We start from the raw sequence: 23,281 nt of genomic DNA, 5'->3' as shown, positions 1-23,281 counted from the left end.
CGGCGCTCACACGCGTACGCCCGGACCCACCCGGCACGCGGGTGGGTCCGGGCGCTTTCGCACCGGGCCCGGCGGGGAACCGGCCGGCTGATCCAGCCGGCCGGCCCGGCGGGCCCGTCCGTCTCCGGTGTCCGTCGCCGGTTCCTCCCCGGCGGCCGTCCCCGGCTACCTCAGGTCTCCGGTTGCTTCAGGTCTCCGGTTACCTCAGCCCGAAGGCCCGGACGATGGTCTGGGTGACGCTGTTGCCCGCGCTGTCGCGGGCGCCGGCGCGCAGGGTGACCGTGCGGGCGTCGCTCGGGGCGCGCAGTTTCGTCGTCCAGCCCTTCTTGTCGTGATCGAGGCTCGCCCTGCTCCAGGTGGCGCCGTCGTCGTAGGAGACGTCCAGGGTGGCGGTGCCGATCCGGCCCGAGTCCACCACCGACGGCAGGTGCAGCGGGGTGACGGTCAGCTCGGCCCGGCGGCCGGCCCGGCCCGCCCGGTCCACGTCGACGTCGTAGTCGAGCTGGATCAGCGGCAGGTCCCTGGTCGAGTTGCTCTCGACGTACCCCGAGGTGAAGTTCCACTCGGTCAGGGTGCGGGTCGAGTACGGGTACACCGAGGCGTCGCGGGACGCCTCGTTGACCAGGCGGTAGGGCAGCCGGTCGGGGCTGACGATCGGTGCCAGCATCAGCGTACGGTCGAGCCGTTCGGTCTTCGCCTGTTCCAGGAGGGTGTCGCCCTGGTAGAGCGAGAGGGTCTGCGTGGCGTTCGGGTTGAAGAGCGCCTCACCCGCGTGGCTGCCGCCCGAGGCTCCCCAGGAGGGCACGATGGCGACCAGCCCGTCGCCCGCGCGGGTCGGCAGCAGGGACGCCGTGTTCATCCGGGGGCGCTGGACCGGGCCGAGCCACCGTGCCTCGCTGGTCGTACCGCCCTGGTAGGTGAGGATGTCCGAGCTCTGCTGGGTCTCGTCGGGGATGACGTACAGCGACTCGTGCCAGCGGACGGAGTCGTCGGTGGAGACCCAGTCGGTACGCCTGCTCTGCGCGGGCAGCGCGCTGGTGTAACCGCTGAACCCGGAGCGCAGGCCGTCCTGGAGGTCGATGCGGGTCTCCACGGCCGCCTGCTGCCTGTGGTTGTCGAGCGAGACGTCGACGCGGGCCAGGTCGCTCTTGCGCGGACGGTAGGTCGGGTCGGCCGGGACGGCCCCCTCCCACTTGTGGACGAGGTCGTAGAGGTAGGCGACGGTCGGGTGGGAGACGACGCGCAGCGGCACCGAGCCGCGCTGGAGGCGGGTGACGAGCCGCTCGCCCTCGTCGCGGGTGATCGACGCCACGGCCAGCGGGGCGTCGGTCTGCACCGCGTCCCAGGCGTCGAGCCGGCCGCGGCCGGGGTTGACGATCAGCAGGAGCTTCGCCCCCGCCTTCGCCGCCGCGTCGGCCTGCGCCTCCGGGGTGACGGACTCGCTCCATCGCACCACGGCGACCTTGCCCGACGCCTTCACCCCGGCGAACTCCGCCGCGGATCCCGCGCCGGCGAAGACCGAGCCGTAGGTCCAGCGGCCCTCGGGCAGCGGCTTGGAACGGGTCTGGATCAGCAGGTCGTCGAAGTCCTCCGTCTCGGAGGAGACCGCCAGGCGGGGCTGCTCGTCGCGCCAGCGCGCGGCGAACGTCAGCTTCCCGTCGGTGACCTTCGCGCCGGTGGGCAGTACCCAGAGGCTGTCGTGCTGCACGCCGGGAAGGTAGGAATCGCTCACGGCGCCGTTGCCGAACCCCCGGTAGAAGTCCATCCTGGCCATCGTCGTGGTCCGCGCCTGGTCCCTGCCGGACGGCAGGACGGATGTGACCTGGCGCGCGGCGGAGGCGTCCAGGGTGATCCGCGTGTCACCGGTGAGGGAGATCTTCGGCTTGCCGAGCAGCACCCTGCCCAGGGAGTACGCGCCGTTGACGCCTTCCACGTCGCCCCACATCCACAGGGCGTAGTCGCCGGTCGGCAGCCGCAGCTCGGCGGTGCCGGACGGGTCGACCCCGTGGTACTCGAGCGTCTGGTGCCCGTCGGGCAGATCCCGGGAGATCATCAGGTCCCCGGCGAGGGGCTTGCCCGCGCGGTCCCTGGCGTGCACGGTGAGCTTCGCCCGCTCGCCCTCCTTGTAGAAGCCGATCGCGGTGTGGGCCAGCAGGGCGCCCTCGGCGTCCCTCGCGTCGAGCCGCGCGCTGAGGTGGCCGTCGAGCTCGGCCCGGTCGACGTTCAGGACCACGTTCACCGTGGCGGTGCCGCGCGCCGGTACCGTGACCTGGGCCGCGGACAGGTCGAACAGGCCCTCGGGTGCCCCGCCGGTGACCGCGAGGTCGAGGGTGACCGGGTTCTCCCCGATGTTGGTGTAGGTGACCGGCTGCTCGCCCTTCTGGCCGGGGGCGTAGGGCCACCGGACCTTGACCTGGGCGGTGGCGGTGGCGAAGACGGTGTTCCGCGTGGCCGCCGCGACGTCGAGCATGCCGCCGCCGACCTGGTAGGCGCTGAACTGCGGCAGGAGCCTGCTGCTGCTGACCAGGGCGTCCTTGAGCTGCTGCCCGGTCCAGCCGGGGTGGGCCTTCGACAGCAGGGCCGCCGCTCCCGCGACGTGCGGGGTGGCCATCGAGGTGCCGCTCATCGTCTGGTACGAGCCCTCGCCCTCGGTGGCGTACTGCGACCTGGCCGCCAGCACGTCCACGCCCGGTGCGGCGATCTCCGGCTTGAGGCCGAAGTCCTCCACGCGGGGGCCCCGGCTGGAGAACGGCGCCAGCGCCGTGCCCTTCGGGGCGACGCTCACCGCGGCGACCGACAGCGCGGCGTCCGCGGTGCTCGGCGCGCTCACCGTGCTCTCCTCGGGGCCTGAGTTGCCGGCCGCGATGGTGAACAGCGCGCCGGTCTCGGCGCTGAGCTCGTTGACGGCCCGGCTGAGCGGGTCGGTGCCGTCCGTGGGCCCGCCGCCGAGGCTCATGCTGACGATCTTGGCGCGCTGGTCGCGGGCGGCCCACTCCATGCCCGCGATGATCCAGGAGTCCTGGCCGCTTCCCTGGTTGTCCAGGACCTTGCCGACCAGCAGGTCCGCGCCGGGGGCGACGCCCTTCTCCAGGCCCGCGGAGGCGGCGCCGGTGCCGGCGATCGTCGAGGCCACGTGCGTGCCGTGGCCGTGGCGGTCCTTGACGTCCTCGCCGGGGACGAAGGTGGCGGTGTTCTTGACCCGGTCCCTGAGATCGGGATGGTCGGCGTCGACCCCGGTGTCGAGGACGGCGACCTTCACCCCCTCGCCGGTGTTCCCGGCCGCCCACACCTCGGGGGCGCCGGTCTGCGCGACGGTGTCGGCCAGGTTCGCCCTGGCCTTGCCGTCGAGCCAGACCTTGGCGATCCCCGAGGTGAGGGAGGGAGCGCCGGTCGCGGTACGCGACTCCGCCCGCGGGTCCGACCCGGTGAGCGAGGTCCAGAAGCCCGCCGCGCCGTCACGGCCCGCGGACAGCGCGGCGCCCTGGATGCTGCTGAGCGTACGGACCTTCTCCGCCCCGCCCGGCACCTTCTCCGCGCGCCTGCCCACCGCGTCGTCGGTGTAGGTGACGATCAGGGGGAGGTGGTCGCTGCGCGCGTCGTCGTAGCCGTACTCCACGAGCCGCGTGACGTCGAAGAGCCCCTCGTCGAGGAGCCCCGCGCCGACGTACCTCGCGGCCGAGTCGGGATACACGTAGAGGTGGTCGTCGACGGTGCTGACCCGGGCGCCGACGCGCCCGCCGTCCGGGCCCGTGACCGACACGACGGTCAGGGCGCCGGCCACCCGCGCGAGCGCGACCTTGTCCCCGGTGATCAGGGTGACGGTGAACCGGGTCCCGGCGGCCTTGGCGGCGGGCTTCGCCGGGGTGTCCCCGGAAGCGGTCGCGGACGTTCGCGCGAAGGCTTTCGCGGAGGTCACGGAGGTCGCGGGAGTCGTCGCGCCGGCGGATCCGGTGACGGCGGCCGAGACCGGCGAGGCCGTGAGGAGAACCGTGAGCGCGGAGGCGAGGGCGAGCAGCCCGTGCCTCCGGGGGGGGAGTGCCGTGCAAGGAGTTTCTCCCGAAGTGGCGATGGTACAAAAGATCAAGGGCCATGATTCGGGATAAAACGGGCGTATATCAACAATTCCGTATGGCTAATTTAGGACATGTCGTAATCCCGACAGGGAGGCGCGACGCCCGGGGAAGCCACGGGCGGCGCGACCCGATGTCCTGGAACGACATCCCGGACGACGGCCCGGAACGTGGGCGGTCGCTCGGTGGAACGCCCACGTGGCCACGCGCCTGATTGCCCGTTTGCCCGCTTGGCCATGTACCTGACCGCGCGCCGAACTAAGATCGACAGATGCTCGAGCCGCCCTCCACGGCGCAGGTGACACCGCCCCCGAGAACGCGTCCGAGGGCAGGCCGGGTGCTGCGGCGGCTGGTCGCCGTCGCGGTCGCCGTCTGCGCGCTGCTGGGCACGGTACGGCTCGTAGCGCCCGCCACCGCGAGCACGACCGGCGAGCCGCCCGGAGTCCGGCGGCAGCTGACGTTCCTGCGGGCGGCGCTCGACGGCGGTGCCGGTGACCAGGCGCAGAGCCTGTTCCCCGAGGGGTACTTCTTCCTGCACGCGCTGTACGGCCTGAGCCGGGTCGAGCTCGGCATGCGCGAACCGCCCGGCGAGCGGTCGGCGGCGCTGCGGGAAGCGCGCTGGGCGCTGGCCCGGCTGGAATCACCGTCCGGCCGCGCCCCGTTCAGCCCGGACCTCACCCCGCCGCACGGCGTCTTCTACCGGGGCTGGACCAACTGGCTGCGCGGCGGGACGCTCGCCCTGCAACCGCCCGAGCGACGCGACCCGGCCGAGCTGCGCCGGTTCGCCGACGACTCCGTCGCGCTCGCCGAGGCGTTCGGCGCGTCGGAGTCGCCCTACCTGGAGGCCTACCCCGGGAAGGCGTGGCCGGTCGACTCGACCGTGGCCATGGCGTCGCTGCGGCTGCACGACACGCTGCTGCCGTCCCGGTATGCCGGTACCGCCGAGCGATGGCTCCAGGCGGTACGCCGGCGGCTCGATCCCCGCACCGGCCTGCTCCCGCACGAGGCCGACCCCGGCACCGGCGCCCCGGCCGAGGTGGCCAGGGGCAGCTCGCAGAGCCTCGGCCAGCGCTTCCTCGTCGAGATCGACCCGGCCTTCGCCGCCGACCAGTACCGGCGCTTCCGCGACCACTACGTCGTCTCCCCGCTCGGCCTCGGCCCGGCCGTACGCGAGTATCCCGTCGGCATGGACGGCCCTGGCGACGTCGACTCCGGCCCTCTCCCGCTCGGCGTGAGCCTGTCGGCGACCGCGGTCGCCCTCGGCGCGGCCCAGGTCCACGGCGACGCCCCCCTCGCCGGAGCCCTGGCGAACTACGGCGAACTGGCCGGCCTGCCGATCGACACCCCGTGGACCAAGAGGTACGCCTTCGGCCTCCTCCCGATCGGCGACGCGTTCCTGGCCTGGTCGAAGACCGCACGCCCATGGGTGGCCTCACCACCCTCCCCGCCACCGGCGAGCATCTCGCCCTGGTGGCGCACGCCACTGCTGGCCTTGCTGCTCGTCATCGGCGTCGCGCCTTGGCTGCCTTCCTTGGTACGGCACCGCCGAGACCGTCGCGCCCGTCCCGAACAGGCAGACGCAACGGGCGAGACGGCGACCGAATGAGACCAGCGCGAAGGCCGGAGTGAAACGCTCGCCGTCATTGCCACCGGAGAGCTTATCGAGGGGCCGTGATGAGACCGGTCCGGATATCGGAGCGAAACGGTTCGCGAGCCGGCCGTATAGCGGAAAGCGGCCAATTTCATGCTGGAAAAGTGTCCGGTTTGACCTCATGGCTATTTGTTTGAGGTTGGGAACCCCCAGGAGAAACGTGCGTGCTCGGGGTTCCCAACCGCTGTCAGAAGTTGATGGCGTGGGTTGAGGAACCATGGCCGCCCGGAGCCGGCTCCGGTGAGGTGGAGCGGGTATCGGCCCTTCCGGTGATGATCGTCGGCCGCATAGGATGATTACATGCTTACTTGATCACTCAGAAAGTGGAGACGATGATCGTTGAGTACATCCGTTACCGCGTCCCCCGGGCCGAGGAGTTCGAGGCCGCCTACCGCCGGGCGGCGGTGCCGTTGGGCAGAGCGCCCCAGTGCCTGGACTACGAGCTGTCGAGATGTGCCGACGAGCCGGGCGTCTACATCCTGCGCATCGTCTGGACCTCCGCCAAGGGTCACCTGGAGGGCTTCCGTAACAGCGAGCACTTCACGGAGTTCTTCGCCGAGATAAAGCCGTACGTCGCGGACATCGAGGAGATGCGGCACTACGAGCCGGTGCTCAACAAGACCGAGCCGACGCTGTTCGACTGGGCGGGCGGCGCGACGGCGTTCGAGCGGCTGACCGAGACGTTCTACGGCCACGTGCGCGAGGACGAGGTGATCGGCCCGCTGTTCGCGCACATGGATCCGGACCATCCGCACCATGTCGCGCTGTGGCTGGCGGAGGTCTTCGGCGGTCCCGACCGCTACACCCGCGAGCGCGGGGGCTATGCGCACATGCTCTCCCAGCATCTCGGCAAGCACCTCACCGAGCGGCAGCGCCGCAGGTGGGTGAGCCTGTTGATGGACGCGGCCGACGAGGTGGGACTCCCCGCCGACCCCGAGTTCCGGGCGGCGTTCGCCGGATACATCGAGTGGGGCACCCGCCTCGCGGTACAGAACTCCCAGCCGGGCGCCACCCCGCCCTCGCAGGCGCCGGTCCCGCGCTGGGGCTGGGGGGTCGCCCCGCCGTACCGGCCGTGACCCCGGATCCTGGTCGGGGTTGCGGACGACCGCCACGGGAGAGTCATCCCGCCGTACCGGCCGTGACCCCGGCTCCGCGCCGGACGGCGCGGAGCCGCAGGCGGTCTCCCCGCCGTTCCCGGCAACCGCGGGGCGTACTCCTACTTCGGTGTCGACCGGCGGAAAGGGCCGAGGAACTCGGGCTGGGCCTCAGGACCCAGGACTGTGTGAGCCGACCTCCCGCTCTCCGCGTCCGGCGAGAGAGATGTGGTCGCGGATGATCTCGCCGACCCGGCGGGGCAGCAGGGGGGAGAAGAAGCCGTGCCCCATGCCGGGCACGGCCACCAGGCGCGCGTGCGGGATCTGCGCGGCGACCGCCTCGCCGTGCGGCAGCGGGCGGAGGGGGTCCTCGGTACCGTGCACGACCAGTGTCGGCGCGGTGACGGCGGAAAGCGGCGCGAGCCTGTCCTCGGTCATCACCTTCCCGGCCAGGTCGTGGTTGGCCGCGGCGCGCGGGTCGCCCAGCTCGCTCGCGGCCTCGACGAGCCGTCGCGCGGCCCGCTCGTCGAAGGGCAGGACGTCGCCGTTCAGCACGCGCCAGGTCTCCATGCCGGCCGCGATGTGCTCCTCGCGGGTGGCCGGGGGTGAGGTCGCCAGCCGGACGAGGTGCTGGAGGAACCGAGGCGTGGGCGGCGGCAGGTCGTCGGGGTCGGGATCCTGCCCGGCGAAGGCCCGGGCGAAGGCGGGCCCCGCGCTGTGGCCCATCGGACCGGTCATGATCGCGGTGAGGGTGAGCACGCGCTCGGGGCGGTGCACCGCCAGCCACTGCCCGATCGCGCCGCCGAGCGAGGCTCCCACGACGTGCGCGGCGGCCACCCCGTGCCCGTCCAGCACGGCTGTCGCGTCACCGGCCATGTCCGCCAGCGTGTAGGGGTGCGTCGCGAAGTCCACGCGGTCGGACCGCCCGGTGTCGCGATGGTCGAAACGGATCACCTGCAGCCCGCCTTCGAGGAGGGCCTCCACCAGTTCGTCCGGCCAGCCCATTCCCATCGTGGAGGTGCCCATGACGAGCAGCACCGCGGGATCTCGCGGATCGCCGAACCGTTCCGTCCACAGCCGCACATCGCCGGACACGACAAACTTCTCTTCGTTCGCCTTCACGAGCGCGAATTTATCGATTTCTTTTATGTGGGGCAAATCGCAATTAATGTGCTATTTGCGGTAATTCATGGTATAATGATAATCGCGTTTTTGTTTCTGATGTCCGGCTGGCCCGGTCCCGTCAGCCTGCGGTCCGCCCGTCGCAGAACACCTCCTTGAGGAGCTTTTCCAGCGCCTTCGGGAACACCTGCGCCGGGTCGATCGCGGCGTCCCCGGCGGTGATCGAGGCGGTCAGGGTCCTGCTGCCGTCGGGCGTGCTGTACATCAGCGCCCCGTAGCCGTTGACGCCGCCGTTGTGGTTGAGGACGGTGCCGACGCAGCCCGGGCCCGTGTCCTGCACGTACAGCCCGAGGCCGTAGCGGCCGAAGAGGCCGTCGCTCCCGGGGTGCGGCTCGCGCATCTCGGCCAGCAGCGGCGCCGGCAGGAGCCTGCCGCTCTGCAGCGCGGAGAAGAACGTGTGGAGATCCCTGGTGGTCGAGATCATCTCACCGGCGCCGAAGCTCCAGGAGGGGTTCTGGCGGGTGACGTCGACCACCTTCCACTGGCCGGCGTCCTGGTAGCGGTGGTAGCCGTGGGCGTGCGGCCCGGGGATCCCCGGCCGGGCACCCGGCACCACGGTGCCCCGCAGGCCGAGCGGCCGCAGGATCCGCCGCTTCATCTCCTCGGCGTAGGAGCGGCCGGTGACCTTCTCGATCAGCAGTCCGGCCAGCACGTAGTTGGTGTTGGAGTAGCTCCAGTTCGTTCCCGGCGCGAACTTCGCCGGCTTGGACAACGCCAGCCGTACCAGCTCCTCGGGCCGGTAGGTGTGGAACCGCTCGTCCACCCACTCCTGGCCCTGCCAGGGGATCCCGGGCACGACCGTCCCGTCGTCGTAGTACTCGCCGGTGTAGTTGAACAACCCGCTGGTGTGCTGCAACAGCATCCGCACCGTGATCCGCCGGTCCAGCTTGAACCGGGGCAGGTAGTCGGCCACCGCGTCGTCCAGCCCGACCTTGCCCTCGGCCACCAGTTGCAGCACCAGGGTGGCGACGAAGGTCTTGGTGGCGCTGCCGATCCGGAAGTGGCCGTCTGTCGGCGGCTTGGCGCTCCGGCCCAGCTTGCGCACCCCGGCGCTGCCGGCCCACTCGCCCCGCTGATCGTGCACGCGCATCTGCATTCCGGCGTAACCGGCATCGACGAATTCCTGGACGGCCTTCCGCAGCTCCGGGCGATCCTGCCCGGCAGCGGCTTTCGGCGCCGGCCTGCCGTCCGCGGTGGCCACCCCGGGTGTGGCCGCCCCGGCCAGCAGCACGGCCGCCAGCGCCGTGACCGCCACTCGCCGGAGGACCTCGCCGCGGATGACCGGGCGCCGGTGCACGCCGGAGATGCGCGCCCTGGTCGTCGCAGTCGCTGTTGGGAATGGGGTTCTCATGGTTCCTCGTCTCTGGTGTCGCACTCGGGCGAAGAGCTCGCCGAGCGAATCGGGGGCGATGGGGATGGGGCGGGGCGACCTCTTCGGCCGGTACGGCCGGGCGCGGCGTGGGAGGCGCCACGTCGAGCCGGATCAGGACGGACTCGATCGGCACGGCCCTAGGAGATCTTGCGGCGGTAGGTGTTCATGGCGAAGACGTACGCGACGACGAGGATGCCGACGCACCAGCCGAGGGCGATCCAGATGTCGGTGCCGACCGGCTGCTGGGTGAACAGGTCGCGGATGGCGTTGACGATGGACGTCACCGGCTGGTGCTCGGCGAAGAAGCGCACCGGGCCGGGCATGGTGTCGGTGGGCACGAACGCCGAGCTGAGGAACGGCAGGAAGATGAGCGGGTAGGAGAACGCGCTCGCGCCCTCCATGGTCTTGGCGGACAGGCCGGGGATGACGGCGATCCACGTCAACGCCAGGGTGAACAGGATCAGGATGCCCGCGACCGCGAGCCACGCCGGCACTCCCGCCGCAGAGCGGAAGCCCATGAGCAGGGCGACGAGCACGACCACCACGAGCGAGATCACGTTGGCGACCAGCGAGGTCAGCACGTGTGCCCACAGCACCGACGAGCGTGCGATCGGCATGGACTGGAAGCGCTCGAAGATCCCGCCCTTCATGTCCATGAACAGCCGGAACGCGGTGTAGGCGATGCCCGAGGCGACCGTGATGAGCAGGATGCCGGGCAGCATGTAGTTCACGTACGAACCCGACCCCGTTCTGATCGCGCCGCCGAACACGTAGACGAACATCAGCATCATGGCGATCGGCATGATCGCGGTCGTGATGATGGTGTCCGGGCTGCGCGCGATGTGGCGCAGGGATCGTCCCAGCAGGACGGCGGTGTCGCCGAGGAAATGCCTGTTCATCGTTGTTCCTTACTCGTCTGTGCCGGCGTTGCGGTCGTCGCCGGCGTCGCGTCCTTGCCGTCGGCGCCGACGAGGGAGAGGAAGACGTCCTCCAGGGTCGGCTGCTTCTCGACGTACTCGACCTTGGCGGGTGGGAGCAGCTGCTTGAGCTCGGTGAGGGTGCCGTTCACGATGACCCGGCCCTCGTGGAGGATCGCGATCCGGTCGGCGAGTTGCTCGGCCTCGTCCAGATACTGCGTGGTGAGCAGCACCGTCGTACCCTGGGCGGCGAGCTCCCTGACGGCCTGCCACACCTCGATGCGCGCCTGGGGGTCGAGCCCGGTCGTCGGCTCGTCGAGGAAGATGACCGGCGGGTTCCCGATGAGGCTCATCGCGATGTCGAGGCGGCGGCGCATGCCACCCGAGTACGTCGACGCCTTCCGCGCGCCCGCGTCGGTCAGCGAGAAACGGGTGAGCAGGTCGTCGGCGATCCTGCCCGGATCCTTGAGGTGCCGTAACCGGGCGACCAGCACGAGGTTCTCCCGCCCGCTGAGGATCTCGTCCACGGCGGCGAACTGCCCGGTGAGGCTGATGGACTCCCGCACGTCCGCCGCCTGCGTGGCGACGTCGAAGCCGTTGACGCCGGCCGTGCCCGCGTCGGCCTTGAGCAGGGTGGACAGGATTCTCACGACCGTGGTCTTGCCCGCCCCGTTCGAGCCGAGCAGGGCGAAGATGCTGCCCCGCGCCACCTCGAAGTCCACGCCGCGCAGCACACGCAGCTCCTTGTACGACTTCTCCAGGCCCCGCACGTGGATCGCGGGCCCCTGGACCTGATCGGTTGTCATCCGTACATCCGTTCTCTGCCTGGTCACGGCTTGTCGCCCGTGACGCGATCGATGGCGTCGGTCAGCCGTTCCCGCTCCCGGTTGATCCACTGACCCCCCGGGTAGTTCTGGAGGAACGCCTCGACGAACTCCACGGGGTTCTCCCCGACGATTTCGCGGATCGGGGTTCCGCTCGCCACGCTCTGTTCGAACAGGTCGGCGAGGTCGTCGTACATCGAGGCCGCGTCGGAGCTGTCCCCCGGCCCGAAGTGCATCAGGTACCGCTCCAGCGCCTCGACCGCCGCGCGATAGTCCTCGGGAAGCTGTCTGACGCGCGCCTTGTACTGCCGGTAGCGCTTCTTGTCCTCGAGCGGCCCTGTGACCACCTCCAGGTACTGCCGGTAGCGGCTCTTCGGCTCGTTCGACCCTGTTTCCATGTCTAGTTGCCTCCTTCGTGGAGCTGTTCGAGCCGTTCTGCGAGGAAGCTCCAGTTCCTCCAGAACTCTTCGAGATATTCACGTCCCTGAGCGTTCAGGGAGTACACCTTGCGCGGCGGCCCCTTCTCGGACGGGACCTTCTCCACGTCGACGAGACCGCGCCGCTCGATCCTGACGAGCAGGGCGTAGACGGTGCCCTCGGCGATGTCGGAGAAGCCCTGGTCCCGCAACCACGCCGTGATCTCGTAGCCGTACGCGGGCCGACCGGACAAGATCGCGAGGACGATGCCCTCCAGCGTTCCCTTGAGCATCTCCGTCAGCTGCTTGCTCATGGGGCACCCCCTCCAGCTACTTAATGTCGCTGACTACTGGTACAAAGTAACACTGACTACCGGTACATAGCAACACTAAATAGCTGAGACGCGAGACCGGACCGTGAGCGTGTGGGTGCGTGTGACCTGATCGCCGCTCGCGAGCGGGCTCGCCGTTCCTCGGGAGAGAAGAGGTCGCGTCAGCGCGCCGGAGACCGCGATTCCCGGCCTCGCCGACGCGGACACGACGGGAGCACCGGCGACCACGAGCACGGCCGCGAATTCCGCGATCACTGAACCGTTCATGGCATTCACGATCGCCGACCGCCCTGATACCGGGCCGCCGCCGTGCTGACACGGCCGCTGACGCGACACCGCGTCAGGTCCGATCGTCGCCGGACCTCCGTCGGCCTGGCGCACCGCCCGGCGTGGCCTTCGTCACCGGCCCGTTCAGGGGCGCCGGGTGGATTCGCGGCCGACCAGGTGCCAGGCGACCTCGGTGTCCCGGTCGGCCGAGGTGAGGTGGCCGAGGGCAGTACGGGCGCAGCGGGCGCCCTGGTCGCGGAGGGACTGGGCGACGGTGGTGAAACCGGAGGTGTCGGAGTCGTCCTAATTGTTGAGTCTGCTGCAACGAGACCAGATTCGAAGACTGGAGTGAAACATTGACTACCTGATAGTGGGACGAGCTCCATCATTAGCCGCAATGAGACCGGTCCGGAGACCGGAGTGAAACGAGGTGACCATCACGGCGATCATCGCCGAAAGCTACGAGCCGCAATGAGACCGGAGTGAAACACCGCGCCGTCTGCTGATGCTCGGCCACGCTGATCGCGCCGCAATGAGACCGGTCCGGAGACCGGGGTGAAACATGCGGTCTGGAGCCCGTGCTTGCCGTTCGTGCTGGAAGGCGACGGAGTGCTCGATCGTGAGAGGTGTTCTCCTTACTGGTCTGGGTCAGCGATCTCGATGATGTGCAGCGGCGCGTCCAGGGTGCTCGACAGCCACGCCCACATAGAGGCTTTGAGCGTGAGGATCGGGCAGATCGCCACATCAGCGATCGCGGCCGCGTGGGCGTCGAACAAGTTGAGCTCGGTTGACGACATGAGATTTACCATGGCGGCAAGTTTCGCGGCCTGGGGGATGCCATCAAGCGGAGCAACGGTGGTGCGTTCGAACGCGGCCAGGCCGGTGAGGAGCGCCTGTGCGTCAGGAAGACCCTGGCTGTCAAGTAAGGCGCCGGCCGCCGTGAGGGACGGGATGACCAGGGAGTGACCTGCCCGGTCGAAATCCTGTAGGAAGCCGATCAGATCGGCGTCACCGCGGGCGACATCGACGAGGACGCTGGAGTCGAGGATGTAGGGGGTGGGGGTGAAGTCACTCACCGGGCGCCGCCGGGAACCCTTGCTCGGCGAGTTGGAGGTTCACGTGCCGCCGCATGCGCGCCACCCGGTCGGGGTCGGCGCTGCGGGCGCGTTCCCGCAGGAGGGCTAGGCCGTGCTGGTCGGCGATGCGTTTGGCGGCGACGGAGTCGTTGAAGACGGCGGCGACGCTGGTTGCTTTGCCGGTGGCAACCAGGTGTTCGGCGTATCTAGCGACGTCGGGGTCGACGGTGATCGTGATTCGTTCCTTCTTCTCTCCGCTCATACTCGTCATCATACTCAAATGGTGTTGGCTGGGCAGGAGAAACTCCGCCGGCCGCAATGAGGCCGGTCCGGAGACCGGGGTGAAATCGGGGTGTCGACGGCAACCGCGTGGCGATACGTGCAGGAGGCGGTGGCGTTGCTGTTCGGCGCGCTCGCCCAAGCTCGGCCAGGCGCTGCGCAAGGCCAGGCGGGACGGGTTGTGCTACCTGGTGCTGGACGGCACGCTGATCCACACCGGCCGGATCAAGGCCGACCGGCCGTGCTTCTCGGCAAGCACCGCGTGCACGGAATGAACGTCCAGGTCATCGCCTCGCCGGCCGGGCGATCCTGTGGACCTCCGGGGCCCTGCTGGGCAAGGCACATGATCTGAGCGCTGCCCGCATCTGGGGCATCCTGCGTGCGCTGGAGCGGGTGGGAATCATCACCCTGGCCGACAAGGCGTATCAGGGAGTCGGGGGCCCACTCGCCACCCCGTACAAGGGCAAGAACAAGCCCGCGTCACAGAAACAGGCCAACCGTTCCCATGCCAAGCTCCGCGGACCCGGCGAACGCGCCAATGCCCAGCTGAAGAGCTGGAAGATCCTCCGGAAGCTACGCTGTAGCCCCGGCAAGGCCGGCCACCTGTGCAAGGCCATCGCCGTCCTTCAAAACCACCGCGTCGCACAAACCGCCTGAGGATGAAAAAGGTTCAATGGTTCGAGGCGTCGAAGAAGGCGCTTAACAAGCACCACTTCGTATACCGGCGCGACGGCGGAACGGACGAGAGGAGCAATCTTCGCCTCGTATACGCCGATTGCCACCGTCAGCATCACGCAGGTGATGGCAACCGAACCCGGAAACAGGAACCCGCAACGCCCCTGGGGCTTGCTTGAGCCGTGGTGCGGGGAAAGCTCGCATGCCCGGTTCTGAGGGGGCCGGGGCGCAGCAATGCGCTCCGGCTACCCGACTGTACGTGGAGAACTTGGCGGTGTCGGGTCTGGCGCGCACGAAGCTGGCCAAGAGCGTGCACGACGCGGGCTGGTCACAGTTCGTGGCCATGCTGGAGTAAAAGGCGAGGCGGTACGGGCGGACCTTGCCAGGATCGACCGCTGGTTCCCCAGCTCGAAGCTGTGCTCGACGTGCGAAAGCCTCGCCACCTCGATGCCGCTGGATGTCCGGTCGTGGATCTGTGCCTGTGGCGCGGCCCACGACCGGGATGTGAACGCGGCGATCAATGTGCTGGCCGAAGGACGACGAATCGTCGCCGCTGGGACGCGGCGGGAGGCGGAGACGTCAAACGCCTGTGGAGACTTGGTAGGACCACCGCTCGCGGTGGCGTGGGTCGACGAAGCAGGAAGCCTCAGAGGTGCTGCGTGACGCGGCACGGACTGAATCCCCGGCCTTTCAGGCCGGGGAGCGCGTCAACACACCGATATCGACAGTGGTGTCGTCGTCGCCGTCATCGTCGCGATCTTCATCGTGATGTTCCTCGTCTCGCTCCGCGCCACCCGACGTCTCGGACGTCCCTGGTTCGCCGTCGCCGGAGCTCTGGCCTACCCGCTGTACCTGATCCACGCGCACATCGGTTTCATCGTCTTCGATCGGCTCGGCGACAGCGTGCCACGCTACGTCCTGCTGGCCGGCCTGCTGGTGCTGATGCGCCTGGGGGCCTACGCCATCCACGCCCTGGTCGAACATCCGCTGGCGCCCCTGCTGAAACGGCTCCTCACTCCGGCGGCTCGGTGACGCCGTGCCGCGTCCGTCTTTCAGGGGCGCCGGGTGGAGGCGCGGCTGACCAGGTGCCAGGAGACGTCGGTGCCCCGGTCGGTGGGGGCGGGGTGGCCGAGGGCGGTGCGGGCGCAGCGGGCGCCCTGGTCGCGCAGGGACTGGGCGATCGTGGTGAGTCCGGCGGAGGTGGCCGCGTCGGAGTCGTCCCAGCCGCTGAGGGCGAGGTCGCCGGGGACGTCCAAGCCCAGCCCGGTGGCGGTGCGCAGCGCGCCGAGGGCCAGCTCGTCGCTCATCGCGGCGATCGCGTCGCAGGCGTACGGACCGGTGAGCAGCTCTGCCGCGACGGCCTCGGCCTCGTGCGCGCTGTTGGTGGAGCAGACGGCGACCAGGACCTGTGACCAGTCGCCACCGGCCTCGGCCCAGGCGTCGCGGTAACCGCGCAGGCGCTGCCGGGTGACCCGGAAGGTCGAGGCGTCGGGGTCGACTCCCGCGGACGCGTTGTTCGGGTCGAGGGTCGCGGGGACGGGGGTGACGGGGGCGACGGGGGCACGGACGGGATCGGACGGCGCGGCAGCGGGAACTCGACCGCGATCCGCAGGAGGAGTACGCCCGGGATCGGGGAGGGCGGGGGAGGGGGTGACGCCCCCGGGATGGCCTCCCCCGGGATGGCCGGTTCCGGGGAGCGGGCGGGGAGCGGCCGTGCCGAAGGCGACCCGGGGGATTCGGTCGCGGTCGAGGGGGAAGCTCAGCACCCCGGGCCGCCGCGCCCCCGCGAAGACCTCGCGGCCGACGGCCGCCGCCGCGGCCCGGTCGTCGGCGGCGACGAAGGAGAGGCCGTCGCGGCGCGGGCCCCCGTGGACCACGGCGGGCAGGCCGGTGGCGGAGATGGCGTCGATGACGGGGTCGTCGTCGGCGGTCGTCCAGACCACGAAGGCGTCGACGGCCGCCTCGGTGACCCGGTCGACGTCGGAGGGGCTTCCGGTGACGGGGACGAGTGTGAGCGCCATGCCGTGGTCGGCGCAGACCTGCGCGACGCCGGACAGGAAGCGGGTCGCCTGCGGGTCGTCGAAGGCGTAGGTGAGGTGCTCGCCCAGGACGACGCCCAGGTTGCCGGTCCGGCCGCTGCGCAGCGAGCGCGCGCCGGGGTGCGGGCCCGGGTAGCCGAGACGCTCGGCGGCCTCGCGGACCTTGGCCCGCGCCTCGTCGGAGACCCGGCCCGGCCGGCCGTAGGCGTACGAGACGGTCATCACCGACACCCCTGCCGCGCGGGCGACCTCGGCCATGGTCACCCGGCGTCGCGCCGCCCGTTCGCTCATGGGTCGAGGATATCTGTGTATCGATACACAGCTGATTTGTGTATCGTTACACACATGTCAGGAGGAATGGGCGGAGTTCGGGCGCGTACCGCTTACATGGGGTTCGCCGCCTTCGGTGCTTTCTGGGGAGTGTGGGGTGCCTCGGTGCCCGCGATCCGTGCTCAGGCGCAGCTGAGCGACGGGCAGCTGGGCACGGCGCTGCTGTTCGTCGGGGCGGGGGCGCTGCCCGCGATGCTCGTCACCGGCAGGGCGGTCGACCGCTGGGGGCTCCGGGTGGCCGCGTTCCTGCTGGTGACGCTCGGCGCGGTGGGGACGCTGGTGGCCGTGGCGGGACGCGACTTCTGGAGCCTGTCGGCGGGGCTGGCGCTGCTCGGCGCCTCCTCGGGGGCGGCCGACGTCGCGATCAACTCGGCGGCGGCCTCGGCGGAGCGGACGTCCGGCCGGCCGGTCATCACCCGCGCGCACGGCACCTTCTCCGCCATGGTGGTGGCCGGCAGCCTCTCCACCGGGCTGTTGCTCGGCGGCCTGGGACTGCCGGTCGTCGTGCCGTTCCTGCTGGTCGCGGGGGCCGCGGCCGGCGCGGCCCTCGGCGTCCTGGCCGACCGGCGGGCCGCCTCGGCCGTCGGGAGGATCGTCCCGGACGCGGCGGGGGCCGCCCGGGACGGCGAGCGGCGGGGGCACCGAGGGCACAGGGGGCACGCTGTGCGCCTGTTCCCGCTGCTCGTGGTCGGCGGCCTCGGCGCGCTCGCCTTCGCGGTGGAGAACGCCCACCAGAGCTGGGGTGCGGTCTACCTGGCCGACGTGGCCGGCGCGGGTCCCGCGCTCGCGGCGGCAGGTCCGGCGGTCTTCGCCGCCGTCGTCGCCCTCACCCGCTTCGCGGCCGGCGCGGTCGGCTCCCGGCACGCCGCGACCGTGCTCGTCTGCGGCGCCGCGACGGCCGCCGCCGGGACCGCGCTGGTGTCCGTCGCGACGGCCGTCCCGGCGGTCCTGCTGGGACTGGCCCTGGCCGCCGCCGGCACGGCGGTGCTCTTCCCCATGCTGATGGGTGTCGTCGCGGCGCACGTGGGCGAGGCGGCGAGGGGGAGGGCGACGTCCGTGGTCACCACAGTGGCCTACCTGGGGTTCCTCGCCGGTCCGGTCTACGTCGGGCGCTGGGCCGAGGGGACCGGCCTGCCGGGGGCGATGGTGGCCGTCGCCGCGCTGGCCGTCGCCCTCGCGGTCCTCACCTGGCCGTCGCTGCGCTCGGCCGTCGGTGACGGTTCCCCGTGGGACTCGTCTCCGCACACCCCTCAGCCGTCGCATGTGAGGGAAGGGAGGTTCATGGCATAAGGTGGCTCGTCGGTGCGTTCAGGATGGACGCGCACGATGACCGCTCGGCGGCCGCGAAAGCGGTATCAACCCCGGTCGAAGCCCGCCACCCCGGTGGGCTCCCGAACCGGGCGGAGTCTCCGTCTGGATGATGGACGGAGAGATGTTGACCTCGTACGTCGCCGTGCTCGGCTCGCCCGGAGCCTGGCGCTTCCTGCTTCCCGCCTTCGTCGCGCGCCTTCCGAACGCGATGCTCCAGCTCGGCGTGCTGCTGCTCGTGCACTGGTCCACCGGCTCGTACGGCGCGGCCGGGGTCGCCGCCGCCGTGGCCGCGGTGGCGCCCGCGCTGGTCGGCCCGCGCACCGGGCGGCTCGCCGACCGGTACGGCCAGGCGAGGGTGCTGGTCCCGCAGGTCGTCGTGCACGCCGTCGCGCTGGGCGTCCTGCTCGTGCTCGCCTCGGTGCACGCCTCCGCGGTCTCGCTGGTGGTCGTCTCGGCGCTGGCCGGGGCGACGATGCCGCAGGTCGGCTCGATGGTCCGCGCCCGCTGGGCGCACGTGCTCGGCGGGTCGGGCAGGCTGGACACGGCCTTCGCCCTCGAGTCCATCACCGACGAGCTGACCTTCACCCTCGCTCCGGTGCTGCTCGTGGCCATCTCGACCGGGTTCTCACCGGTATGGGCACTGTCGGTGGCGCTGGTGATGGTCGTGGTGGGGACGCTCGCGTTCGCCGGGGTCCGCAGGGGTGCCCCCGAACCGATGCCGGTCCTGGTCCGTTCCCAGCGCGGCGTGCTGCGGCTGCGCGGGGTGGCCGTGCTCGCGCTGGCCTTCGTCGCCCTCGGCACCGTCTTCGGCAGCCTCCAGGTCGGCGTCACCTCCTACACCGCGGCCCTCGGCCAGGCCGGCGCCGCCGGACCGGTCTACGCGAGCTTCTCCGGCGCCAGTTTCGTCGGGGGCATCCTCTACGGCGTGGTCCGCTGGCGGGTCGGCGCCCCGGTCAGGCTGGTCGCCGCCTTCGGCCTGCTCTCCGCGGCCACCGTCGCCCTGACGCTCGCCGGATCCGTCGCGTTGCTGTACGCCGGAGCCGCCGTGGCCGGGTTCGTCATCGCCCCGGCCGTCATCACCGGCTACACCCTGGTCGAGGGCCTCATCCCGGCGGAGGTGAGGACCGAGGCCTTCACCTGGCTCAACGGCTCCGTCGGCGTGGGCATCGCCGCGGGCGCGGCCGTCGCGGGCCAGCTCGTGGACCGCTTCGGCGCGGCGTTCGCCTTCCTCGTCCCCCCGGTCACCACCGGCCTGGCCGCCCTGCTCGTGCTGGTCTTCCTGCGCCGCCTGCGGCCGGGGGCCGACCGCGCCCCGGCGCGCGACCTGGTCTCCGCGGCCTGAGAGGCACCGCGCTGGGAGGTCAACCACCCGTCAGCCGTGTCACCGACCCGCCGGGACGGTACAGCCAGGTCATGTCCGATGAATCCGGCGTTGTCGGAACGGCCGAACACGCCCGGTATGGGGATCTTCTATGATCCATACTCCGCGGGGCAACGGGCACGACGACGAACGGACACCGGTGACACACACACTCCAGGAAGTCGGGACGAACGGGCTGCGGGCGCTGCCCGGAGAGCTGGTGGCGGCATGAGCGGCCTTGGGAGGTGGAGCCTCGGTATCGGCGTCGGGCTCCTGGTCGTGGCTGTGCTGTGCAGGGCGCTGAACCTGATCCCGGTCACGGTGATCACCGGCCTCCTGGGCCTGATCGCGCTCGGCATGGCGGGGTACGACGCGATCTACGAATGGCTGGGCCGGGTCAACCTACGCCGTCGGGAAGCCAGGGCCCACCGGGAACGTGAAGGCCGCCAGGGCCGCTGAACCGCGGTGCGGGACCCACGCGGGCTGGTACAAATGCGGCATGAGCGAATCCGTCGGGTTTCCCCCGCAGCCGAACGTGCCGTCGGCCCGGCGTGTCTACAGTCGGAGGTACCGTGTGTGGGCCCGCGTGCTCCTGTGGACGCCGATCGCGCTCACGGTGGCCGGTGTCGTCCTCGGACTGGGGCTGTTCGCGGCCGCCGATGCCGACCCGGCGTACGGTTCGTCCGCGCTCGGCTATCTCGGCCTCTTCGTGTGGGGCGGCCTCGCGATCCTGTCGCCGGCCCTGCTCGGGTCGTTCGTCGCCGGGCTGGTCATGCTGATCCGCGCGCGCGGCTGAGGTCGCGGCAGGACACGGCTCCGCCTCGACACGATCCGTGGAGCGTGCCCGGCAACCGGGCGCCGGCGGTCGACGCCGGGCCACCGCGAAGCGGATGCCGCGGTGGCCCGGACGGGGACGAGGTGCCGCGGGGAGGGACGCGGTGGCCGGAGGATGGATCAGGCGCCGGCGGCCTGGCGGGCGCGGCGGGCCTCGCGGCGCTCGACGAAGCGGGAGGCGGTGACCTCCAGCTTGCCGAGGAAGTCGGAGAGCTCCTCGCGGGCCTTCTCGCCCTCGGCGCCGAGGTTCTTCATGTTGAACACGTCCCACTGGCGCAGGACCGGCTGCAGGACGTCGTCGATGTGCAGGCGCAGGTCGTAGATGCCCGCGTTGGCGATGGTCATGGCCTTGCGGGTGAAGCCCTCGATGCCGGTTCCCGGCATCTGGAAGGTGGTGACGACGTCGGTCACGGCACGCATCGTCTGGTCGGGGGCGAGCTGGAAGGCCGCGTTGAGCAGGTTGCGGTAGAAGAGCATGTGCAGGTTCTCGTCGGCGGCGATCCTGGCGAGCAGCCGCTCGCAGTTCGGGTCCTCGGAGGCCCTGCCGGTGTTGCGGTGCGAGATGCGGGTGGCGAGCTCCTGGAAGGAGACGTACGCCACCGAGGCGAGCACGCCCTCGTAGGAGTTGGTGAAGCCCTCGCTCATGTGCACCATCCGGGCCCGCTCCAGCGCGACCGGGTCGACCGCGCGGGTGACCGTCAGGTAGTCGCGGATGGCGGTGCCGTGGCGGCCCTCCTCGGCGGTCCAGCGGTGCACCCAGGTGCCCCACGCCGCGTCGCGACCCAGGGTCGTGGCGATCTCGTGGTGGTAGCTGGGGAGGTTGTCCTCGGTCAGCAGGTTGACGATGAGGGAGATGCGGGCTTCCTCGGGAATCTTGGTGTCGGTCTCGACCCAGGCGTCCCCGCCGTAGAGGCCGTCGTAGTTCCGTCCCTCCGACCAGGGGACGTACTCGTGCGGGAACCACTCCTTGGCCACCTTGTGGTGCCGGTCCAGTTCCCCCGCGACGACAGGCTCAAGCTCGAGCAGCAGCTCGGTCTCACTGAACTCTCGCATCAGGTTTTCTCCCTCGAAGACTACGCAACCGTAACCTACGTTAGCGTAGGTAAGACGTGATGGGTACGTGCCGCATGTCTCATTTACTCGCTCGTGGGCGATTCAAGGGAGCACCTTCGCCGTCAGCCGAGACCGATCGGCTGGCGAGGATGCCGGGTGCCGTCCGGACCCGGCCGGTGAGGACGGCGGGTGCCGTCCGGGCCCGGCTGGGCGGGGACCGTCATGCCCTGTTCCCGCACCGCGGACCGGTGACCGGCCACGCCGTCGCGGTGCCCCGGCCAGAGGGCGGCCAGGAGGATCAGCGCCATCTCGGAGAGCACCAGCAGCCGTTCCACCAGGCCGTAGTGGTCGGCGCCGTCGATCAGGTCCGAGACGAGCGAGCCCGGGTGGGCGGCCAGGAACCAGGCGAGGAACACCACCGACAGGACGGAGACCGTCGCCAGCGGCCCGTTTCCCGACCGGCGGCCGAGCATCCACCCCGCGCAGGGCAGCGCGGTGAAGACCACGGCCGCCGACCAGCGGTGGATCTCCCCGGCGATCGAGACGACGCCGGGCGCCGCGTCGGTGGGGAACGCGGCGGTGAGAAGGAGTCCCAGCGCCGCGGCCACGAACAGCGCGCGCGAGGCGGCACCGCGCACCGGCGCCACCCGGGCCAGCAGGTACGCGACCCAGAGACAGCCCATCGCCAGGGCGATCGTGCCGCCCACCATCGCCCAGGCGCTGTCGTCGCGCAGCGCGTAGTCGCTGATCAGGCCGTTCAACGGGTCCACCGTGTCGGCCGCGACCAGGTGCGCGTAGCCCATCGCGGCCAGGGCGAACAGCGGCCCGGCCACGCCGGGCCAGCGGGACGGCGGGCCCTCGTTCACCGCGCCACCCCCCGGTGTGCCGCTTCGGAGTTCATCGCGCCACCTCCCGGCGGACCGTCTCGAAGTCCGGTCCCATCTCCCGGCGGATCGTCTCGAACCTCATCGCGCGACCTCCTGGTAGATCCGCTCGAACCTGGCCAGGGAGGCCTGGTGGTCGTGGGTCAGCGCGATGGCGCGGCTCGCGGCGCCCATCGCGGCACGCGTCCCGGGGGAGGCGAGCAGGGCGCCCAGGTGCCGGGCCAGTTCCCGGACGTCGCCGGGCCGGAACAGGTGGCCGTTCTCGCCGGGCCGTACCAGGTGCGGCAGGGCCATCGCGTCCGCGGCGACGACCGGCAGGCCGCTGGCCATGGCCTCCAGCGTGGCGATGCTCTGCAGCTCCGCGACGCCCGGCATGGCGAAGACGTCACCGGCGGCGTACACCTGGGGCAGCGTCTCGTCGGGGACGAACCCGAGGAAGGACACCCGGTCCCCGACCCCGATCCGGTCGGCCAGCCTGGCGAGCGCGGCCCGCTGCCCGCCGGTTCCGGCCAGCGCGATCTGCGCGTCGGTGTGGACGAGCACGTGCGGCAGGGCCCGGACGAGCTCGTCCAGCCGCTTCTCCTCGTCCAGTCGGCCGACGAACACGATCGTGTCCCGGTCGGGCAGGCCGAAGGCCCTGCGGGCCCACGCCTTCGGCTCGGCGCGCGGCTGGAACCTCGCCAGGTCGATGCCGCAGGAGATGGGCTCCACCGGCGGGCCGAAACCCTTGCCCGTGAGCAGACCGGCGGCGATCTCGGTGGGCGTGGTGACGCGGTCGGCCTTGGAGAAGACGCGGTTGAAGTCCTTCCAGGCCAGCGCGCCCGCCCTCTCGCGGAGCCGGCCGGGGATGTGCGCGAACTGGAAGAGGTTGTCGGGCATGAAGTGGTTGGTTGCCACGACGGGAATGCCGGCGCGCCGGGAGGCGGAGATCGCCGCGCGGCCGACGACGAAGTGCGCCTGCACGTGGACCACGTCGGGGGCGATCCTGTCGATCAGCCGGTCCAGCCGGGTCGGCACCGTTACCCGCATGGTCGGGTGGACCAGCACCGGCGCCGAGCGCAGCCTGTGCACGGTCACCCCGTCCACGTGCTCGGTCCTGGACGGTCCCTCGTCCGAGGCGCACACCACGTGGACCTCGTTCCCCCGCTCGGCCAGGCCCTGGGCCAGCCGGTGGGCGAAGTAGGCGGCGCCGTTCACGTCCGGCGGGTAGGTGTCCGCCCCGATCAGCACCCGGCGGGCCCGGGTGGCGAGGAGGGCGGGGGCCCGCACGGGGGCGTACAGGGGGGCGGTGGCCGGCATGACCATCGGTGCTCCG

The 23,281-nt window shown here is 71.1% G+C and carries 22 protein-coding genes and 1 pseudogene; 10 read left to right on the top strand and 13 right to left on the bottom strand.

The genetic code is table 11. The annotated features are described in order from the left end of the window. Positions 1-199: 199 nt before the first annotated feature. Entirely contained in the window at positions 200-3,916 is a 3,717-nt protein-coding gene (locus tag ACTOQ3_RS40450; RefSeq protein ID WP_440089132.1) for a S8 family peptidase, read from the bottom strand. A 425-nt stretch (positions 3,917-4,341) separates the two neighbouring features. Between ACTOQ3_RS40450 and ACTOQ3_RS40445 the strand changes: the two genes are divergently transcribed. Together ACTOQ3_RS40445 and ACTOQ3_RS40440 are read left to right on the top strand one after the other, a co-directional pair. Further along, entirely contained in the window at positions 4,342-5,676 is a 1,335-nt protein-coding gene (locus ACTOQ3_RS40445; protein ID WP_440089131.1) for a hypothetical protein, read from the top strand. A 353-nt stretch (positions 5,677-6,029) separates the two neighbouring features. After that, a complete protein-coding gene (locus tag ACTOQ3_RS40440) occupies positions 6,030-6,797 on the top strand; it encodes a group II truncated hemoglobin (protein WP_440089130.1) in 768 nt (255 codons plus the stop codon). Between the two features lie 189 nt (positions 6,798-6,986). Here the strand turns inward: ACTOQ3_RS40440 and ACTOQ3_RS40435 are convergent, their stop codons facing one another. From ACTOQ3_RS40435 to ACTOQ3_RS40400, 8 genes are all read right to left on the bottom strand, one after another. Further along, positions 6,987-7,937: an alpha/beta fold hydrolase gene (locus tag ACTOQ3_RS40435; RefSeq protein WP_440089129.1), complete on the bottom strand. Its 951-nt coding sequence runs from the start codon at positions 7,935-7,937 to the stop codon at positions 6,987-6,989. A 121-nt stretch (positions 7,938-8,058) separates the two neighbouring features. Continuing rightward, positions 8,059-9,348: a serine hydrolase domain-containing protein gene (locus ACTOQ3_RS40430; protein WP_440089127.1), complete on the bottom strand. Its 1,290-nt coding sequence runs from the start codon at positions 9,346-9,348 to the stop codon at positions 8,059-8,061. A gap of 158 nt (positions 9,349-9,506) precedes the next feature. Next, a complete protein-coding gene (locus ACTOQ3_RS40425; RefSeq protein WP_440089125.1) occupies positions 9,507-10,268 on the bottom strand; it encodes an ABC transporter permease in 762 nt (253 codons plus the stop codon). Next, a complete protein-coding gene (locus ACTOQ3_RS40420) occupies positions 10,265-11,092 on the bottom strand; it encodes an ABC transporter ATP-binding protein (RefSeq protein WP_440089124.1) in 828 nt (275 codons plus the stop codon). Before ACTOQ3_RS40420 ends, ACTOQ3_RS40425 begins: the two co-directional genes overlap by 4 nt. Before the next feature lie 23 nt (positions 11,093-11,115). Beyond that, complete coding sequence (locus ACTOQ3_RS40415) at positions 11,116-11,508, bottom strand: DUF1048 domain-containing protein (RefSeq protein WP_440089122.1); 393 nt, start codon at positions 11,506-11,508, stop codon at positions 11,116-11,118. A gap of 2 nt (positions 11,509-11,510) precedes the next feature. Continuing rightward, positions 11,511-11,840 carry a PadR family transcriptional regulator gene (locus tag ACTOQ3_RS40410; RefSeq protein ID WP_362698131.1) on the bottom strand — a complete coding sequence of 110 codons (330 nt, stop codon included), beginning with the start codon at positions 11,838-11,840 and terminating at the stop codon, positions 11,511-11,513. Between the two features lie 920 nt (positions 11,841-12,760). Beyond that, positions 12,761-13,201: a hypothetical protein gene (locus ACTOQ3_RS40405; protein ID WP_440089120.1), complete on the bottom strand. Its 441-nt coding sequence runs from the start codon at positions 13,199-13,201 to the stop codon at positions 12,761-12,763. After that, the gene (locus tag ACTOQ3_RS40400) at positions 13,194-13,463 is read right to left on the bottom strand and encodes a hypothetical protein (protein ID WP_362698125.1); all 270 of its coding nucleotides are present in this window, start codon (positions 13,461-13,463) and stop codon (positions 13,194-13,196) included. Before ACTOQ3_RS40400 ends, ACTOQ3_RS40405 begins: the two co-directional genes overlap by 8 nt. 90 nt (positions 13,464-13,553) lie before the next feature. On the opposite strand from ACTOQ3_RS40400, the pseudogene ACTOQ3_RS40395 reads away from it, so the two are divergent. From ACTOQ3_RS40395 to ACTOQ3_RS40380, 4 genes and pseudogenes are all read left to right on the top strand, one after another. Beyond that, positions 13,554-14,137: pseudogene (locus tag ACTOQ3_RS40395) on the top strand (transposase family protein); the annotation flags it as partial. Positions 14,138-14,139: 2 nt separating this feature from the next. Then, entirely contained in the window at positions 14,140-14,334 is a 195-nt protein-coding gene (locus ACTOQ3_RS40390; RefSeq protein ID WP_440089118.1) for an HNH endonuclease, read from the top strand. Positions 14,335-14,479: 145 nt separating this feature from the next. After that, positions 14,480-14,818, top strand: coding sequence for a zinc ribbon domain-containing protein (locus ACTOQ3_RS40385; protein ID WP_440089153.1), 339 nt, complete (start codon positions 14,480-14,482; stop codon positions 14,816-14,818). 105 nt (positions 14,819-14,923) lie between these two features. Further along, positions 14,924-15,187, top strand: a complete 264-nt coding sequence (locus ACTOQ3_RS40380) for a hypothetical protein (protein WP_440089116.1) — start codon at positions 14,924-14,926, stop codon at positions 15,185-15,187. 20 nt (positions 15,188-15,207) lie between these two features. Here ACTOQ3_RS40380 and ACTOQ3_RS40375 read toward each other — a convergent pair whose 3' ends face one another. Next, on the bottom strand, positions 15,208-16,485 hold the full coding sequence (locus ACTOQ3_RS40375; protein WP_440089115.1) for a LacI family DNA-binding transcriptional regulator: 1,278 nt from the start codon (positions 16,483-16,485) through the stop codon (positions 15,208-15,210). A gap of 66 nt (positions 16,486-16,551) precedes the next feature. Between ACTOQ3_RS40375 and ACTOQ3_RS40370 the strand changes: the two genes are divergently transcribed. From ACTOQ3_RS40370 to ACTOQ3_RS40355, 4 genes are all read left to right on the top strand, one after another. Beyond that, positions 16,552-17,814, top strand: a complete 1,263-nt coding sequence (locus ACTOQ3_RS40370; protein ID WP_440089114.1) for an MFS transporter — start codon at positions 16,552-16,554, stop codon at positions 17,812-17,814. Between the two features lie 142 nt (positions 17,815-17,956). Further along, on the top strand, positions 17,957-19,177 hold the full coding sequence (locus ACTOQ3_RS40365; protein ID WP_440089112.1) for an MFS transporter: 1,221 nt from the start codon (positions 17,957-17,959) through the stop codon (positions 19,175-19,177). Positions 19,178-19,423: 246 nt separating this feature from the next. Next, positions 19,424-19,654 carry a hypothetical protein gene (locus ACTOQ3_RS40360; RefSeq protein ID WP_440089110.1) on the top strand — a complete coding sequence of 77 codons (231 nt, stop codon included), beginning with the start codon at positions 19,424-19,426 and terminating at the stop codon, positions 19,652-19,654. A 40-nt stretch (positions 19,655-19,694) separates the two neighbouring features. Then, on the top strand, positions 19,695-19,991 hold the full coding sequence (locus ACTOQ3_RS40355; protein WP_440089109.1) for a hypothetical protein: 297 nt from the start codon (positions 19,695-19,697) through the stop codon (positions 19,989-19,991). Positions 19,992-20,149: 158 nt separating this feature from the next. Here ACTOQ3_RS40355 and ACTOQ3_RS40350 read toward each other — a convergent pair whose 3' ends face one another. The 3 genes from ACTOQ3_RS40350 to ACTOQ3_RS40340 form a co-directional block, all read right to left on the bottom strand. Then, complete coding sequence (locus ACTOQ3_RS40350) at positions 20,150-21,082, bottom strand: acyl-ACP desaturase (protein ID WP_440089107.1); 933 nt, start codon at positions 21,080-21,082, stop codon at positions 20,150-20,152. A gap of 122 nt (positions 21,083-21,204) precedes the next feature. Further along, positions 21,205-21,948 (bottom strand): DUF998 domain-containing protein, encoded by a 744-nt coding sequence (locus tag ACTOQ3_RS40345; protein WP_440089106.1) that lies wholly within the window; start codon positions 21,946-21,948, stop codon positions 21,205-21,207. Positions 21,949-22,047: 99 nt separating this feature from the next. Beyond that, positions 22,048-23,271, bottom strand: coding sequence for a glycosyltransferase (locus tag ACTOQ3_RS40340; protein ID WP_440089151.1), 1,224 nt, complete (start codon positions 23,269-23,271; stop codon positions 22,048-22,050). Positions 23,272-23,281: the final 10 nt, after the last annotated feature.

The organism is Streptosporangium sp. LJ11 (assembly GCF_051918945.1).
Classification (GTDB): domain Bacteria; phylum Actinomycetota; class Actinomycetes; order Streptosporangiales; family Streptosporangiaceae; genus Streptosporangium.
The sequence above is the reverse complement of the archived record's forward strand: the minus strand, read 5'-3'. Positions and strand labels throughout refer to the sequence as shown.